The organism is Streptomyces sp. NPDC043870 (genome assembly GCF_056435785.1).
In genome coordinates this window covers 42,073-58,958 of sequence record NZ_JBWKDT010000021.1, presented here as the reverse complement: position 1 = coordinate 58,958, position 16,886 = coordinate 42,073, and the positions used below count along the sequence as shown (strand labels likewise).

Sequence of the window (16,886 nt, the reverse complement as noted above, 5' to 3'; positions counted from 1 at the left end):
TCACACGGTCCGCGGCCGTATGCCCTGCGGGCGTACGGCCCTCACGAAGGGTGCGGAGGGCCGCGCGTGGCGGCGGGATCCGGGCTCCCCTGTGCCCGGGCGGAGGCGTCGCCGTCCTGCGCCAGGAACTCCACCACCGCGAGGGCGAACAGCAGCGCGAGCGCAAGCCCGACGACGACCCAGGCGGTCGGGTACGACCACAGGATGTAGGCCAGCACGGCGGCCGCGACCAGCACCCAGGTGATCCAGGTCCGGTAGCGGCGAACCCAGGGGCCGACGGGCCCGGTGCGCAGGCCCGCGTGGTCCGCGGTGGTGCGTGTCGCCGTGATGCCGGAGGTCCACAGCTGCCGTGCGAGGCCGGCGTACCGGCCGGGTCCGGTGAGCCAGGCGGCGAGGGCGACCACCACGCCGAGGACCACGACGTTGCGGACCGCCGTACGCAGGTAGCGGACCATGATGTCGTACACGGATTCGGCGGCGGGCTGCGAGACGCCCTGGGGCAGGGCATCGAGATAGATCACCCGGAAGACCGTCAGCCCGATGCCGAGCAGCAGCGTCGCGAACGCGACACCGAGGGCGGCGGCGACGAGGACCTTGCGGCGGTGTGCCGAGAGCAGGACGCCCGCGGCGATGAACACGATGCCGACGATGGGCAGCCAGGTCGCCGCGAGTTCGAGAAGGCGGAAGGCGGTCTTGACCTTGCCGATGCTCTCGGACTGGACGACCGTGAAATTGGTATGGATCTCGGGGATCTTCGCGGCGACGGTGAGTCCTTCGTCGACGAGCCGTTGTTTGACCTGGTCGATCACGGGGGCCAGGTCGATCTGGACCGCGTTGTCGGTGAGTTCGATCGCGCCGCCGCCGCTTCCGGTGAGCGCCTTGTCGAGCGCGGCGTGGATCCTGCGGTTCGCGTCGGTCCAGATGGTCTTGAACGCGTTGGACGCGACGATGTCCTGCGCCCGGTCCTGGACGAAGCTGCGGACGGCGTTCTCCAGGGCCCCGCCGAGCGTGCCGAGCAGTTGCTCCAGCCTGGGGCGGTCGGCCGGGGCCACCTCCTCCAGCAGCTTCGGCAGGTCGATGTGCTGCATCACGACGTTGGTGACGCGGCCCGCGACCGCGGACTGGACGTCCGGGTCGGAGGCGAGCGGTGCGACGGTGGCGACGTACCGGTCGGTGTCGCCGACCTGGCTCGCGGTCCACCGGGCGACCACACTCAGCGGCGCCAGTACGCAGCCGATGACGATCAGCAGCGCGGCGATGAACGAGCGCAATCGGTGCCGGGGCGGCCGAGGCGCCTTCTGCCCGGCCTCCAGTGCCGCGATACGGGCATGCAGCCGCTCCAGCTCACTCCCTTCGGAGCTCGCGCTCGCGTTGTCCGGCATGCCGCTCTCCTCCGCTGTCCGACCGGCCTCCGATGTCTGACGGGCCGGACAACAGCAGACCTTGGGGAAGGAGCGCGCGCGAACGGAGCTGGGCCGCTCAGGTGAGTGATACGCCCTTACGCGTCGTCCGGGTCGAGCGCAGTCGCGCGGCGCTGAACGACGAAGGGCCGCCCACCGCTTCCCGGGCCCGTTCATACTGATCCACACGTCCCACGTCCGCACATCCGTACGGAGGAGAATCCGCGAATGAGCAACCCGTTCGAGAATGCCGAAGGTGTGTACTCGGTACTGGTCAACGACGAGGACCAGCACAGCCTGTGGCCGGACTTCGTCGAGGTCCCGGCCGGGTGGGCGGTGGTCCACGGCCCCGGCACCCGCCAGTCCTGCCTGGACTACATCGAGACGCACTGGACCGACATGCGGCCGAAGAGCCTCCAGGAGTCCATGGGGACCTGATGCCGACTTGACGTGCCGCGGTCATGACGTGGGGGCGAACCGACTTGCCGGTCCGCCCCCATCGGTGATGGTGGAACCGGGGAGTGAACGGCTCCCGGAGGTGTACTGGTGGACGCAGCGGACAGGGCCCAGGCGGAGGCGGCGCTCCTCGACGCCCTTTTCAGCCAGGCACCACAAGGCCTGTGGGTCCTCGACACCGACCTGCGCGTCATCCGGTTCAACCACACGGCACCCGGTGTCCGCGACGTACCACCGGAGGACATCCTCGGTCACACCATCGACGAGTTCGCGATGCGAGCCGGCGCAGGGGAAATCACCTCCCTGGCCGAGCAGGTCCTCCGAACGGGCCAGGTGGTCCGGGACCGCATGGTGAGGGGCAGCCCGCTCGCGGACCCGGACCGGGCGCTCGTGATCTCGCTCTCCCTGTTCAGACTCCACGACGCGGACGGGAAGACGCTGGGCCTCGCGGCCATCGTCGACGATGTGACCGAGCGCGAGGCCGCCCTGGAGCGGCTGGACGTTCTGCATGAGGCACAGGGCTCCGTCGGCACGTCCCTCGACGCGTTCCGTACGGCGGAGGAGCTCGTGGACGTTCTCGTACCGCGCCTCGCCGACGCGGCGGCGGTGGACCTCGTCGACGAGGCACTGCGCGGGCGGGCCCCCAGGCGCGGCCCGCTCGCCGCCGACACACCGCTGCGCAGGGCGGCGTTCCGGTCCGTGGGCGGCGGTGAAGGCCCACTGTCCAAGGGCGCACTGAGCACTTTCCCCTTCCCCACACCGTTCACCCAGGCCCTCAACGACCTGAGGCCACGGCTCGTCGCCCATGTCGATGCGGGCGACGCCTGGATCGGCGCGGACCCGGACCGCTGGGAGCCACTCGTGTCCGCGGGGGTCCATTCCCTCATCGTGGTGCCGCTGACGCTGCGGGAGACCCTGCTGGGCCTGGCCTCGTTCTACCGTTTCGTACGCCGTGAGCCGTTCGGCGACGACGACTACGCGCTGGCGACGGAAGTGGTCGCCAAAGCCGCCGTGCACATCGACAACGCGCGCAGCTACGTCCGCGAACGCGAGATCGCGACCACGCTGCAGCGCAGTCTCATGCCCGACCGGCCGCCCGCAGTGTCGGCCGTCGACACCGCGTACGCCTATCTGCCCGAAGGCGCGGGCGGCGACTGGTACGACGTCATTCCGCTGTCGGGCACCCGGGTCGCCCTGGCCGTGGGCGATGTCGCCGGACACGGCATCGAGGCCGCCGCGGCCATGGGGCAGCTGCGCACCGCGCTCCGCACCCTCGCCCTGCAGGACCTCGAACCCGACGAAATGCTCGCGCGGCTCGACGAGACCGCCACCTTCCTCGCCCGCACCCACACGTCCCTGGGACCCGGCGGCGACACGGCCCAGGAATTCCTCGCCACCTGCCTCTGCGCGGTGTACGACCCCGTGTCCCGCTCCTGCACCGCCGCGCGGGCCGGCCATCAGCCGCCCCTGGTGCTGGGGCCCGACGGCTCCACGACACCCTTCGACGTGCCGGCCGGCCCTCCGCTCGGCGCCGGCGGCGCGGGATACACCTCCGCCACGACCACCCTGGCGGAATCCAGCCTGCTCGCCCTGTACACCAACGGTCTGGTCATGGCCCGCGGCAGGGACGCCGACGCCGCAAGGTCGAGGCTCCACGGGATCCTCACCCAGCCCGACGCAGCGCTGGACCAGCTGTGTGACACGGCCGTCTACGAGCTGGTTCCGGCGAAGCCGGAAGACGATGCCGTACTGCTCCTCGCCCGTACCCGCGCACTGCGCGCCGACCGCGTCACCGTGTGGACACTCCCCGCGCGCGAATCGGTCGTCGCCACGGCCCGCCGGCTGGTCGAGCACCAGCTCGCGGCGTGGGATCTCGCCCGCGCCGTCTTCACCACCGAGCTGATCGTCAGCGAGCTGGTGACCAACGCCATCCGCTACGGCCAGGGACCGATCGAACTGCGGCTCATCCTCGACCGCAACCTCATCTGCGAGGTCTCCGACACCAGCAGCACCTCGCCCCATATGCGCCACGCGGCGCCGACCGACGAAGGAGGCCGCGGACTGTTCATCGTCATGCAGCTCAGCGACCGCTGGGGCACCAGGACCGCAGGGGAAGGCAAGACCATCTGGTCGGAACAGGCGCTCCCGGACGGCACGGTGCTGCCGTGAGCGCCTCCGTACCGAGCGCGCCTCGCCGCGCACCACGAACGGTCATGAGAGCCGTACGCACGGCCATGGCCGAATCCACAGCCCTGCCAGTAGGGTCTTCGCCGACGGGCCACTTCCCCCGCAGGGCTCGTCACCTTCCGTTCCTGACTCGCCCCCACGGTCCGGGGCGCGACAGCATGGAGTGAGAGCGTCGGCGACGGCTGCACTTTCAGGGAGGCGGTACAGGCGGTGAGCAGGCAAAGCTTTGCGTTCTGCGGGGCTGAGCTGGCGGCTGTCTATGTGCTGGCCGAAGGGGGCGAAGAACTCCATCTGGCCGAGCTGACCGGGAACCGCAGCATGGTGTACGGACTGCCGGCGGTACTTTCCGTTTCCGGCCACTTCCCCGCCGCCGAAGCCTTCCGCTCGGGCCGTCCCCTGTGGCTGAGTCCGAAGGAACTCGCGGCCTACGTCGAAAGCGATCCCCACCATTTTCCCGGCCGGGTTCTCCGGAACGGCGGCGGGATGTCGCAGGCCAAGGTCTCGCTGGGCGCACTGCCGCTGGGACGGGGCGCAAAGCAGCTGGGCTGTCTGGTCGTCGCCGGTGAGGTCCCGGACGGCTTCAGCGCCGACCGCCGCGATCTGCTGGAGCTCTACGCCGACCAGGTGGCCGCCGGACTCGAATCGGTCGCCGCCCGCGTCTCCGGGCGGCAGACGGCGCCCCGGCCGCCGCTGGCCCACACCCTGGTGCCCCTCCTCGGAGGTGCGTTCATCCTGGAGCTGAGCACCGGGCACATGGAGGCGCACGCGCACGTGCTGGAGCTGCTGGGCATCGCTCCCGAGGACTTCGACGGACGGGTGGAGACCCTCCTGTCATGCGCCGTCCCGGAGGACATCCCCGCGCTCATGGCGATAGTGGAGCCGGGCCAGCTGTCCTCCGCCACACAGCAGCTGGCCTTCCGTATCCGCAGGCCCGGCGGCGAGCTGCGCTGGCTGGGGCTGCGGTGCCGCGTGCTGGTGGCCACCGACGGCACACCGGAGCGCGTGCTGGGTGTGGTCGCCGACGCCTCCTATCTGCGCCCGAGCGCCGACGAGGTCTCCGTCGTGCAGCGGCTCTCGGCCAGGCTGGCCGGTGCCGCGACCATCCGGGACGTCAGCCAGACGGTGGTCGGCGCCCTGCGCGACCCGCTGGACGCCAGCCGGGTCCTGGTCGCCGAGCTGGAGGCCGACCGGCTCGTGGTCACCGTCCTGGACCCTCCGGAGCCCATTGCCTGGCCCGACGTGTGGCGGGCCGCATGGCGGTCCGAGTGGCCCGACGCGTCGACCCACGACCTGCCCACCTTGCAGAGCGCGCTGCGCGAGGGCCATGTGAGCCTGTGGCCACCGGGCGCGGACCTGGAGCCCGGGCTCCTGGGCATCGGTCCCGGCGGCCTCGCGGTCCTGCCGCTCCCGGCGAACGGCCGGATGGTCGGTGTGTGTCTGGTGGGATGGGACGAGGAGCACCGGTTCGAACCGGAGGAGCGGGCACTGCTGACAGCGACCGCTGGTCTGGTGGGCCATGCCCTGATGCGCGCGCACGCGCTGGACGCCGGGCACGAGCTCGCCACGATGCTCCAGCGCAGCCTGCTGCCCCGCAAGCTCCCGGAGCTGCCCGGCGGGGAGGCCGTCGCCCGCTATCTGCCCGCGACGGTGGGCCTCGAAGTGGGCGGCGACTGGTACGACGTCATCCCGCTCGGCGAGGGTCATGTCGCGCTCGTCATCGGGGACGTGCAGGGGCACAGCGCCGGCGCCGCCACCATCATGGGCCAGATGCGCACGGCCGTCAGGGCGTACGCGGTCGAGGGCCATCCGCCCGATGTGGTGGTGGCCCGCGCCAACCTCCTGCTCGTCGGTATGGAGACCGATCTGTTCGCCACCTGCATCTACTTCGACCTGGACATGGAGGAAGGCATCGCCAGGTGCGTGCGGGCCGGCCATCTGCCCCCGGTGATCCGCCACCCGGACGGCAGCACCGAGCTGATGACGGTCGAGGGCGGGCCTCCCCTGGGAGTCCTCGCGGACGCGGAATTCCCCATGACCGAAGCCGGCTTGGTCCCCGGCACCCTGCTCACCCTGCTGACGGACGGCCTGGTCGAGTCGGCGAACCTCCACCTCGACGACGGCCTGAACCGCGTGTGCGATGTGCTCGCCGCGGCCGACCCGGCCGATCCCGGACGCGTGGCCGACGAACTGCTCGTGGGCGCCACCCGGCGCGACGACGACGTGGCGTTGCTGCTCCTGCGCTACGACGGCACGCGCGTCAGGCCGATGCGGACCCACTGGACGGTGTGGCGGCTCCCCAACGCGGTGATGCACGCCCGCCGCTTCACCGCCCGCACGCTGCGCTCCTGGGGTGTGGTGGACGAACTCGACGCGGCCCTGCTGGTCGTGTCCGAGCTGGTCACCAACGCCATCGCCCACACGCGGGGAGAGGTACGCCTGGATCTGACGCTGTCCGCCGACCGGCTGCGGATCTCCGTGAACGACACCTCGCCCCGCAGTCCCGTCAAGCCGGCGCAGCTGGACTGGGAGGCGACCGGCGGCCGGGGACTTCTCATCGTCGAGGCGCTGACGACGTCCTGGGGCTCGGTACCGCTCAGCAGCGGCAAGCAGGTGTGGTCGGAGCTGCCGCTGGCGCCGCGCGAGCGGCTGACCGAGGACGCGTGAGACCTACTCCGGGCCGGTGTCCACGTCGGCGCCCGCATCAGCCCCCGTGTCCGCGTCGGTGCCGGCACCGGCGGCGCTCCACCGCTGCTGGATCTGCCTCGCCTGCTTTGTGAGGGCCGCCACCAGCTCCTGGATGCTGCGCGCGGCGGCGCTGCGGAGAACGGCGACGCTGATTTCCCGGGCCAGCGGGGCACCCTTGAGCTGTCGCACGGCGACGTCCTCGCGCGGGGTACCGACGGCGAGCCGGGGGATGAGCGCCACTCCCGCGCCTGCCGCGACGAAGCCCTGGACGACCGCGTAGTCGTCCGTGCGCAGGGCATGCACCGGCTCGAAGGAGTGCTGGGCGCAAGCCCAGGCCAGGAGACGGTCGCACGGGTCGCGGGGGTCGGCCGCGCCGATCCAGTCGTCGTACCTGAGGTCTTCGAGGGGCACGTGCGTCAGGCCGGCGCACCGGTGGTCCTCGGGCATCACCAGTTGCAGCGGATCGTGCAGCAGCGGATGCAGCTCGAAATCGTCGTCGAGATCGAGGCGGTCCCCCGGCTGGGAGAAGACGAGGGCGGCGTGGAGCTCACGCGCGCGCAACCCCTGCAACAGGGTGGGCAGTTCGCCTTCGGTGAGCGAGATGTGCACCCCGCCCTGCCGGAGGGCCTTCACCGCCGGTGGCAGCAGCAGCGCCCCGGCGGTGGGAAACGTACCGATGTGCAGGGTGTGCGTACCCCGCTCGGCCAGATCCCGGACCTCCCGCTCGGCGAGCCGCAGCCGTTCGAGCACTGCCTCCGCATGCGGCAGCAGTGCCGCGCCGAGCTCGGTCAGTACGGCCCCGCGCGGCCCGCGCTGCACCAGGCGCGCGTCGAAGTGGGCCTCGAGCACCCCGAGGTGGTGGGTGATCGTGGGCTGCGTGTAGTGGAGTGCGCGGGCGGCGGCGGCGAGCGAGCCCTCCTGTGCGATCGCCTTCAGGACGTGCAGCTGACGAAGCTCGAGCATATAGACAGTGTATGGAGGGCTGCAGGTAACTCCTGTATTCCTCGATAGCTCGCGGGGTGCCACGCTCACCGGCGTGAACAGCACAACCACCGCACCGGCCCAAGTACGACAGCTGACCGGATCCGGGCAGCACCGCGCTCCGTACGCCGAAGCGCTGCGGGCCCACGCGCGCCGCAGCTGGGTCCGGCTGAACGTCCCCGGGCACTCGGCGGACACGACCGGTTTCGAACCGCTCGCCGCTCTTGTCGGCCCCGAAGCCCTCCGACTGGACTTTCCGCCGCTCCTCGACGGAATCGATCTCGGCAGCACGGCTCCGCTGCACGAGGCGCTCGCCCTGGCCGCGGAGGCCTGGGGTGCCCGGCGCACCTGGTTCCTCACCAACGGCGCCTCACAGGGCAACCAGATCGCGTCGCTCATGGCACCGGCGCTGGGCCGCACCCTGGTGGTGCAGCGCAGTGTCCACTCCAGCGTCATCGACGGACTCGTACTGTCGGGGCTGGAGGCCGCGTTCGTACTGCCGTCGGTCGACGAGGACCAGGGCATCGCCCATGGAGTCACTGCCGAGGACCTGGCCCGGGCCCTGGCCGAGCACCCGGAAGCGGCGGCCGCCTATGTCGTCTCCCCCAGCTATTTCGGTGCGGTCGCCGATGTCCGCGCCCTGGCCGAGACCGCCCATTCCGCTGGCGTTCCGCTGATCGTGGACGAGGCGTGGGGCGCACACTTCGGCTTCCACCCCGCCCTCCCCGGCAACGCGCTCTCCCAGGGCGCCGATCTCGTCACGTCCAGCACGCACAAGCTGGCGGGCAGCCTCACCCAGTCGGCCATGCTCCACCTCGGCCACGGTCCCTTCGCCGACCGCCTGGAGCCGCTCGTGGACCGTGCGTTCCGGCTCGTGCAGTCGACGAGCGCGAGCGCGCTGCTCATGGCATCGCTCGACGTGGCACGGGCGAGCCTCGCGCAGGGCCGAGACGCCGTCGGCGCGTCCGTGGAGGCCGCGGACACGGTGCGCCGGGTGATCCGCAAGCTCGGACGGTACGCGATCGTCAGCGACACCTTCGGGCTGTTCCCGGACATCGCCGCCGCCGATCCCCTGCGTATCGCCATCGACACCCGAATCGGCGGCATATCCGGTCACGAGGCACGCAGGCTCCTGTCCCGCGATCACCAGATCATGGTGGAGGTCGCGACCGATTCCGCGATCGTCGCCGTGGTGGGGGCGGGGGCCTCTCCCGATACGGACCGGTTCGTCGAAGCCCTGCACTGCCTTCCCGGCCCCCTGGCCGGCACCGGCGCGGACGAGCGGTCCCGGCTGCGGCTGCCGTCTCCGGGCCCGGCCAGGCTGACGGCCCGCGAGGCGTTTCTCAGCCCGTCTCGCACCTTGCCTGCCGCGGACGCCGTCGGCATGATCTCGGCGGACACCCTGGCGGCCTATCCGCCGGGCATCCCCAACCTGCTGCCGGGCGAGGTGATTACGGCCGAAGTGATCGGTTTCCTCCAGCGCACCGCCGCGGCTCCCAGCGGTCATGTCCGTGGCGCACTCGACCCTGCCGTCTCCCGCCTCCGCGTCGTCGACCCCGGCGCACTCCCCTCGTAGCGACCCGCCCGCCGCCCGCGTCCGAACCCTTGGAGAAACCACCATGACCAGACACCTCGCCGCACGCCGTGCCGTGGCAGCCGTCGCCGTGACCGGCCTCGTCTCCCTCGTCGCCGCCTGTGGCGACCAGACGAAGGACGAGGGCGGGAAGGGCGACGGGGACAGCCCTGCCACGTCGGCCGCTCCGCTGGCGGACAAGCTGCCGCAGTCGATCCGCGACAAGGGCGTCGTCAAGGTCGGCTCGGACATCGCGTACCCGCCGGTGGAGTTCAAGGACGGCTCCGGCAAGGTCGTGGGCATCGACCCGGACCTCGCGGACGCGCTCGGCAAGGAGCTCGGCGTGAAGTTCGAGTTCGAGAACGGCACGTTCGACACCCTGATCACCGGTCTGCGTTCCAAGCGGTACGACATCGCGATGTCGGCCATGACCGACACCAAGGACCGTCAGGAAGGTGTGGACTCCGAGACCGGCAAGAAGGTCGGCGAGGGCGTCGACTTCGTCGACTACTTCACCGCCGGTGTCTCGATCTACACCAAGAAGGGCGCCGACAAGGGCATCAAGACCTGGTCCGACCTGTGCGGCAAGAAGATCGTCGTGCAGCGCGGCACGGTCTCCGAGGACCTCGCCAAGGCCGAGAACGCCAAGTGCACGAAGGCCGGCAAGGGCAAGATCACCACCGAGGCGTTCGACAACGACCAGCAGGCGCAGACCCGTCTGCGGGCCGGCGGTGGTGACGCCGGTGTGTCGGACTTCCCCGTGGCCGCGTATGCGGCCGAGACCTCGGGCGGCGGCAACGACTTCCAGATCGTCGGTGAGCAGGTCGAGGCGGCCCCGTACGGCATCGCGGTGGCCAAGTCCAACACGCAGCTGCGCGACGCGCTCCAGGCCGCGCTCGACGCGATCATCAAGAACGGCGAGTACGGGAAGATCATCGCGAAGTGGGGCGTCGCGGACGGCGCGGTGACCGAGGCCAGGATCAACGGCGGTACGTGACCGGCGAAGAAACGCCGTTGAGCCGTTGAGCCGTTGAGCCGTTGAGAGGCAACACCCTCATGTCTGTTGGGAGTCCTCCAACGGCCACACTCAGGGTGGGGCGGTACGGGATCCCGTACCGCCCCCACCCGTCCGCGTCTCACGGAAGTGGCTGTTCCGTCCAGATGACCTTGCCGGAGCCGGAGTACCGGGTGCCCCAGCGCTCGGCGAACTGGGACACCAGGAACAGGCCGCGGCCGCCCTCGTCCGTGGCCGCCGCCCGCCGCAGGTGGGGGGCGGTGCTGCTGCCGTCGGAGACCTCGCAGATCAGGGAACGGTCGCGGATCAGGCGTACCCGGATGGGTCCGGTGGCATGGCGGATGGCATTCGTGACCAGCTCGCTGAGGATCAGCTCGGTGCTGAACGCCCCGTCTCCCAGCCCCCAGCCATCCAGCGTCCGGGAGACGTCGGCCCGTACCCGCCCGACCGCCGACGGGTCCCTCGGCACGTCCCAGGAGACCGTGCGGTCCCCGTCCAGCGCGCGCGTACGGGCGACGACGAGCGCGACATCGTCCAGTGGCCGCTCGGGCAGCACGGCGTCGAGCACGGCGCGGCAGGTCTCCTCCGGCGCCCGGCCGGTGTGCGCCAGGGCGCGGCGCAGCAGCTCCAGCCCCTCGTCGATGTCCCGCTCGCGGTCCTCGACGAGTCCGTCCGTGTAGAGCACCAGGCTGCTGCCTTCGGCGAGGTGCAGCTCTGTGGTCTCGAAGGGGAGGCCACCGAGGCCGAGGGGCGGACCGCCGGGCGTGCCGGGGAATTCGACACCGCCGTCGGGGTGCACGATCGCCGGCTCGAGGTGACCCGCGCGGGCCATGGTGCACGTGCGGGAGTTCGGGTCGTAGATGGCGTACAGGCAGGTCGCCCCGGTGACCGTGGTGACCCCGCCGCCGTTTTCCTCGTCCTGGTCGATACGGCTGACCAGCTCGTCCATGTGCCACAGCAGCTCGTCGGGTGGCAGGTCCAGGGTGGAGAAGTTGTTCACCGCGGTGCGCAGCCGGCCCATGGTGGCGGCCGCGTGGAGCCCGTGGCCGACGACGTCTCCCACGACGAGTGCCACACGGGCGCCGGGCAGGGGGATGACGTCGAACCAGTCACCGCCGACGCCGCCGAGGCCGGGCTGTGCGGGCAGATAGTGGTAGGCGACTTCGAGAGCGTTCTGCTCGGGGAGGGCACGCGGCAGCAGACTGCGCTGCAGGGCGACCGCCATGCCGTGCTCGCGGGTGTATCGGCGGGCGTTGTCGATGCTCACGGCGGCGCGGGTGACCAGTTCCTCGGCGAGCGACACGTCGTCGTCGTCGAAGGGCCCGGGCTTCTGCGAGCGCCAGAAGGTGGCGACGCCGAGGCTGACCCCGCGGGCCCGCAGCGGAACGGCGACCATCGAATGGATCCCGTACGCGACCAGTCTGCGGGCCCGTTCCGGTTCCTGTCCCTGCCAGCCGGTGAACGCGGCCAGATCGGCCTCCACGGCGGTCGTCCCCGTGTGGTAGCAGATCGCCTGCGGCGTGGCCGGGACGAAGTGGATCATCCTCCCGCGCGGATAGTGCGGGGCGTCGTCCCGGATGCCCGCGTAGGCGACACGGCGCAGGTCCGGGCTGCTCTCCCCGGGCTCCTCGCCCTGGAGTACAGGGTCCGGCAGGTCGACGGAGACGTAGTCGGCGAATCGCGGGACCGCGAAGTCCGCCAGCTCCTGGCAGGTCCGCACCACGTCGAGGGTGGTGCCGATCTTCATCCCGGCGTCGTACACGAGCCTCAGGCGCCCCTGCGCCGTGTCGGCCTTGCCGCTGAGCGTCCGCAGTTCGGTGGTGTCACGCAGGGTGGCGACCGTGCCGGGCGGCCCGCCTCCCCCAGTCGTCGACCGCTGGCTCACGGCCACCAGTTGGCCCTCGATCACATGCACTTCGTCGGTGACCGGGCGCCCGGAATTCAGCAGGCGGGCCATCTCCGGATCGATGCCGAGTTCGAGGACAGGCCGTCCCTCCGGGTCCGGGGGGAGTTCGAGCAGCCGCCGTGCCTCGTCATTGGCCAGCACCAGCTTCTGGACCCCGTCCACGATCAGTACCCCCTCCCGCACGGCGTGCAGGACGGCGTCGTGGTGCTCGTACATCCGGGTCATCCCGACCGGCCCCAGCCCGTGGGTCTGGTGCCGCAGCCGCTTGCTGATCAGCGCGGACCCGGCGGTGGCGACCGCCAGGGCGACCGCGGCGGTGCCGAGCAGCAGCGGCAGATGCTGCTCGGCCAAGCCGCTCACCTGCTCGATCGTGATCCCGGCGGCGACGAGCCCGATCACCCGTCCCTTGTCGTCGGTGACGGGGACCACGGAGCGTATGGAAGGACCGAGGGTACCCGTGACGGTCTCCGTGACGACCCCGCCCTTCGCCGCCGGACCGATGGTGCCGATGTACTTCTTCCCGATCTGGGCGGGGTTGGGGTGGGTGTAGCGGATGCCCTGCGGCGTCATGACGACGATGAAGTCCACACCGGACAGCTCCCTGGCCCGTTCGGCCTTGGGCTGTAGCGCCGCGGTCGGGTCGGGGCCCTCCAGGGCTTTCTCGACCCCCGGCGCATGCGCGAAGGTCTCGGCCACGGCGACCGACCGGTTGCGGGCTTCCCGCTCGCTGTCGTTCCGGGACTGGAACAGCAGGGTCACGACCGCCGCGATGACGAGCAGCACCGCGACCGCCACCTGCAGGACGAACACCTGGCTGGCGACGGCCCGCGCACTTACCACCGAGCGCAAGCGGCCGATGACTCCCGCCATGTTTCCATCTAAACACCGCCCGCATACGGTGGGCGAACGCTTGCGGGCAGTAGCAGTGGCGCACCCGTCCGCGCCGCTGCGGGTCACGCGCCGTATGTGCGCCGGTCCCGGGGTGGGCCGGCCGGGCAGCGCCGGCTACTGCGCTGCCCGGTGGACCACCGCCACCGGGCACGCGGCCGTGTGCAGCACTTCGGAACTCACCGATCCCAGCAGCAGCCTGCGCAGCCCGGAACGCCCGTGGGAGCCGACGACCAGGAGAGCCGCGCCCTGCGATGCGTCCGCCAGCAGGGTCGCCGGGCGGAGGCGCTCCACGCGCACGTCGACCTGTACTCCCGGATACCGGTCACGACGGCTGTCCGCCACTTCCCGCAGGGACGTCCGCAGCGCCTCGTCGCGGATCTCGAAGTCCGGCTCGACCATGCCGGGGCCGGACGGCACCTCCCCCAGATGGAAGCTCCCGTGCACCAGCTCCAGGCGCGCCCCGCGCAGGGCCGCCTCGGCGTAGGCGACCTCCAGGGCCTCATCGGCGGGGTCGGAGACGTCCACGCCGGCCACGACCCGGTTCTCCGCCGCAGCGGAGACCTCACCGGAGCGGACGACGAAGACCGGGCATGCGGAGTGCGTGGCCACCTGCCAGCTCACCGAGCCCAGCGCCAGCCGGGCGAAACCCCCGCTGCCCCGGTGACCCACCACTACCCAGGGGACCTCGGAGGACCGCTCCAGGAGCACCGCGGCCGGCCTGCCGCCGACCGACTCCGAGGTGACCGGCAGGCCGGGGAACTCCGACTCGACGAGTGCCACGAGCGGAGTCAGGACCTCTGATCCCGGACCTTCCGGAGCGGGCTGCTCCCCCGGCTCCTCCCGCGCGGCGGCCGGGGCCCGGTGCTCGACGACGTGCAGGACGTGCAGCGGCCTGCCGTGCAGGGAGGCCTGCTGGGCGGCATAGCGTACGACGGCCTCCTGGCCACTCCCCTGGTCGACACCCACCAGGACCGGTCGTTCTGATGTCTCGGCGGCGTCCGGCATGAGCGCTCCCTGTTCGAGGCTGACGTCTGCGGGCGCGTCAGCTACTGCGGTACCCGGATTGTGCCGCTCCGGCCGGGACAATCCGGCCATCCCTGCCGAGGGAGGTCATGGTGTTTCTCCGGGCGACAGGTGGCCGACCGGAATTCGACACGGAGAATCCAGGTGCCGCTGCCGCAGCTGATCGAGCGGGACAGCTTCGGGCACGCACGCTCCGGGGGCACGGGCGGGGCGTGACACGACGTCCCGGATCCGGACACGCTGGTCCCGACCGGTGCGCGGGCGTGTGCGCGGGCGTATCGTCGCGGCCGTGACCGGCACCCGGTGGGCCCCGGACCCCGAAGACCTCGGCAAACCCTTGTTCCGGGAGTCGGACGCCAGGATCGGTCTCCGGACCGCCGAGACCCGGACCTTCGGCAACGGGTCCTGCGCTACCTGCGTACCGGGCCCGGACATCCGTACGAGTCAGGTGGCGAAGGCCCCGGCCGGTAGCGCGAAGCGGGAGGTGGCCGGTGCGGCTGTTGCTGATGTCCGACACCCATGTGCCCAGGCGTGCCCGGCAGCTGCCCGATGAGGTCCTCGCGGAGACCGAGCGGGCCGATGTGGTGATCCACGCGGGCGACTGGGTGGATTCGGCCACCCTCGATCTGCTCGAAGCGCGGGCGCGGCGTCTCGTCGCCGTGTTCGGCAACAACGACGGCCCCGAGCTGCGGGCCCGGCTGCCCGAAGTGGCACGCGCGGAACTCGGCGGGCTGCACTTCGGCGTCGTCCACGAGACGGGTGCCGCGCAGGGCCGCGAGCGGCGGTGCGCCGAGCGCTTCCCCGATCTGGACGTGCTCGTCTTCGGGCACAGTCACATCCCGTGGGACACCACCGCTCAGGGCGGTCTGCGGCTGCTCAACCCGGGGTCGCCGACGGACCGGCGGCGGCAGCCGTACTGCACCTACATGACCGCGGTGGCCGCGCACGGGGAGCTGACGCAGGTACGTCTGCACCGGCTGCAGCCCCGGACCTGACGGCATACGGGGCTCCGTGGCTCCCGCCGGCGCCCCACAGGCGGAGGCACCGGCGGAGCGAACCGTCAGGAACGGTGCAGCAGCGCCTTCATGGCCTCGAACAGGGTCGTCTCCGGGTCGGACACGGCGTCCGCCGAGCGCCAGGCCACGAAGCCGTCCGGGCGTACGAGCACCGCGCCCGCGGCCGTCGTACCGTGCAGCTCGGCCCAGTCGGCGCCCGCTTCGGGTACCAGATCGGCGTGCGGTCCCGCACCGATGCGGTAGGCGTCCAGCGTGATCGACAGCCGCTCGGCGACGCGTGCTGCCGCCTTGTGCCAGGCCGCGCCGCCCGATCCGGTCAGGAGTACGAAGGACCGCTCGTAGAGGTCCAGCGTGGACAGCCGCATGTCGCCGGGCCGGTTGAGCCACATGTGCGGGGCGCGGCTGCCGGGCTCGCCCGAGAGCTGCATCCGTTCGGGTACGACGGCGAGTTCGGGGTCGGCGCCGAGGACGGCGCCGCGCGGATAGCGGTAGCCCATGGCGACGGTGAGCATCCCGCTCTGCCTGCCGCCGGCCATGCCCGGAGCGGGGGCGTACCCCGGGTGGCTGTGTTCCGCCGACCGGGCCGAGGCGCGCGCGCTGGTGGCCCGGGCCACCGGGCGGCGCTCCGCGTCGTACGTCTCCAGCAGTCCGGGGCCGGCCGAGCCGTCCAGGACCAGGGCGAGTTTCCAGGCGAGGTTGTGCGCGTCCTGGATTCCGGTGTTCGAGCCGAACGCGCCGGTCGGGGACATCTCGTGGGCGGAGTCCCCGGCGAGGAAGACCCGTCCCGCCCCGTACCGCTCGGCGACGCGTTCCGCCGCGTGCCACGGGGCCTTGCCGGTGATCTCGACGTCGATGTCGGGGGCACCGGTCGCCCTGCGGATGTGCGCGATGCAGCGTTCGTCGGTGAAGTCGTCCAGCGTCTCGCCGCGGTCGGGCTGCCAGGGTGCGTGGAAGACCCAGTTCTCCACGTTGTCCACCGGCAGCAGAGCGCCGTCCGCCTCGGGGTCGGTGAGGTAGCAGACGATGAAGCGCCGGTCGCCGACGACGTCGGCGAGCGCACGTGAGCGGAAGGTGATGCTCACGTTGTGGAACAGGTCGCCCTGGCCCGTCCTGCCGATGCCGAGCTGCTCCCGGACGGGGCTGCGGGGCCCGTCGGCGGCGACGAGGTAGTCCGCGCGTACCGTACTGCGCCTGCCCGTCTCGCGGTTCTGCACGACCGCGGTGACTCCGTGCGGGTCCTGCTCGAAGGAGAGCAGCTCGGTGGAGTACCGCAGGTCGCCCCCGAGCTTGCGGGCGCAGTCCAGCAGCACCGGTTCCAGGTCGTTCTGACTGCACACGCACCACGAGGAAGGGCTGAACCGGGCGAGACCGCCTCCGGGGTCGATCTCCTTGAACAGCCATTCGTCGTCGCCGATGAGCGACGGCGCCTGGAGGATGCCGTGGTTCTTCGCGAGGACGGATGCGGCGTCGTGGATGTGCTGCTCGGCACCGGCCACCCGGAACAGCTCCATCGTCCGCACATTGTTGCCGCGGCCGCGCGGATGCCTCGAAGTGCCCGCGTGCCTCTCGACCAGCATGTGCCCGACGCCGATGCGGCCCAGAAACAGCGATGTCGAAAGGCCCACCAGGGAGCCGCCCACGATCAGGACCGGTACGCGCTCGTCGACGTTGTCTTCCATCAGTTGCTCCAGCTCCAGCCGCCGGTACGGGGAATGGAGTTTCCATGCCCTTGCGGGAGGGCCTCGATCGCCCG

Annotated in this window: 11 protein-coding genes; 6 read left to right on the top strand and 5 right to left on the bottom strand. The window is 71.4% G+C overall.

All coding sequences use genetic code 11. The annotated features are described in order from the left end of the window. Window positions 1–41: 41 nt before the first annotated feature. Entirely contained in the window at window positions 42–1,382 is a 1,341-nt protein-coding gene (locus AC0699_RS23960; protein WP_478663645.1) for a hypothetical protein, read from the bottom strand. Between the two features lie 246 nt (window positions 1,383–1,628). On the opposite strand from AC0699_RS23960, the gene AC0699_RS23955 reads away from it, so the two are divergent. The 3 genes from AC0699_RS23955 to AC0699_RS23945 all read left to right on the top strand — a co-directional run bounded on the left by AC0699_RS23955 (window position 1,629) and on the right by AC0699_RS23945 (window position 6,707). Beyond that, window positions 1,629–1,838: an MbtH family protein gene (locus tag AC0699_RS23955; RefSeq protein ID WP_478663643.1), complete on the top strand. Its 210-nt coding sequence runs from the start codon at window positions 1,629–1,631 to the stop codon at window positions 1,836–1,838. A 108-nt stretch (window positions 1,839–1,946) separates the two neighbouring features. Next, window positions 1,947–4,025 (top strand): SpoIIE family protein phosphatase, encoded by a 2,079-nt coding sequence (locus AC0699_RS23950; protein WP_478663640.1) that lies wholly within the window; start codon window positions 1,947–1,949, stop codon window positions 4,023–4,025. A gap of 228 nt (window positions 4,026–4,253) precedes the next feature. After that, on the top strand, window positions 4,254–6,707 hold the full coding sequence (locus AC0699_RS23945; RefSeq protein WP_478663637.1) for a SpoIIE family protein phosphatase: 2,454 nt from the start codon (window positions 4,254–4,256) through the stop codon (window positions 6,705–6,707). Between the two features lie 3 nt (window positions 6,708–6,710). Here the strand turns inward: AC0699_RS23945 and AC0699_RS23940 are convergent, their stop codons facing one another. Further along, window positions 6,711–7,691 (bottom strand): LysR family transcriptional regulator, encoded by a 981-nt coding sequence (locus AC0699_RS23940; protein ID WP_478663636.1) that lies wholly within the window; start codon window positions 7,689–7,691, stop codon window positions 6,711–6,713. Between the two features lie 73 nt (window positions 7,692–7,764). Between AC0699_RS23940 and AC0699_RS23935 the strand changes: the two genes are divergently transcribed. After that, the gene (locus AC0699_RS23935; protein ID WP_478663634.1) at window positions 7,765–9,285 is read left to right on the top strand and encodes an aminotransferase class I/II-fold pyridoxal phosphate-dependent enzyme; all 1,521 of its coding nucleotides are present in this window, start codon (window positions 7,765–7,767) and stop codon (window positions 9,283–9,285) included. 43 nt (window positions 9,286–9,328) lie between these two features. Beyond that, window positions 9,329–10,279: an ABC transporter substrate-binding protein gene (locus AC0699_RS23930; protein WP_478663631.1), complete on the top strand. Its 951-nt coding sequence runs from the start codon at window positions 9,329–9,331 to the stop codon at window positions 10,277–10,279. A gap of 139 nt (window positions 10,280–10,418) precedes the next feature. On the opposite strand, the gene AC0699_RS23925 is transcribed toward AC0699_RS23930, so the two are convergent. Both AC0699_RS23925 and AC0699_RS23920 read right to left on the bottom strand, forming a co-directional pair. Next, entirely contained in the window at window positions 10,419–13,073 is a 2,655-nt protein-coding gene (locus tag AC0699_RS23925) for a SpoIIE family protein phosphatase (RefSeq protein ID WP_478663630.1), read from the bottom strand. 135 nt (window positions 13,074–13,208) lie between these two features. Continuing rightward, window positions 13,209–14,099, bottom strand: a complete 891-nt coding sequence (locus AC0699_RS23920) for a universal stress protein (RefSeq protein WP_478663628.1) — start codon at window positions 14,097–14,099, stop codon at window positions 13,209–13,211. A 509-nt stretch (window positions 14,100–14,608) separates the two neighbouring features. Here AC0699_RS23920 and AC0699_RS23915 point away from each other — a divergent pair. Beyond that, window positions 14,609–15,112 carry a metallophosphoesterase family protein gene (locus AC0699_RS23915; protein WP_478663625.1) on the top strand — a complete coding sequence of 168 codons (504 nt, stop codon included), beginning with the start codon at window positions 14,609–14,611 and terminating at the stop codon, window positions 15,110–15,112. Window positions 15,113–15,177: 65 nt separating this feature from the next. Here the strand turns inward: AC0699_RS23915 and AC0699_RS23910 are convergent, their stop codons facing one another. Then, the gene (locus AC0699_RS23910) at window positions 15,178–16,812 is read right to left on the bottom strand and encodes an FAD-dependent oxidoreductase (protein ID WP_478663623.1); all 1,635 of its coding nucleotides are present in this window, start codon (window positions 16,810–16,812) and stop codon (window positions 15,178–15,180) included. Window positions 16,813–16,886: the final 74 nt, after the last annotated feature.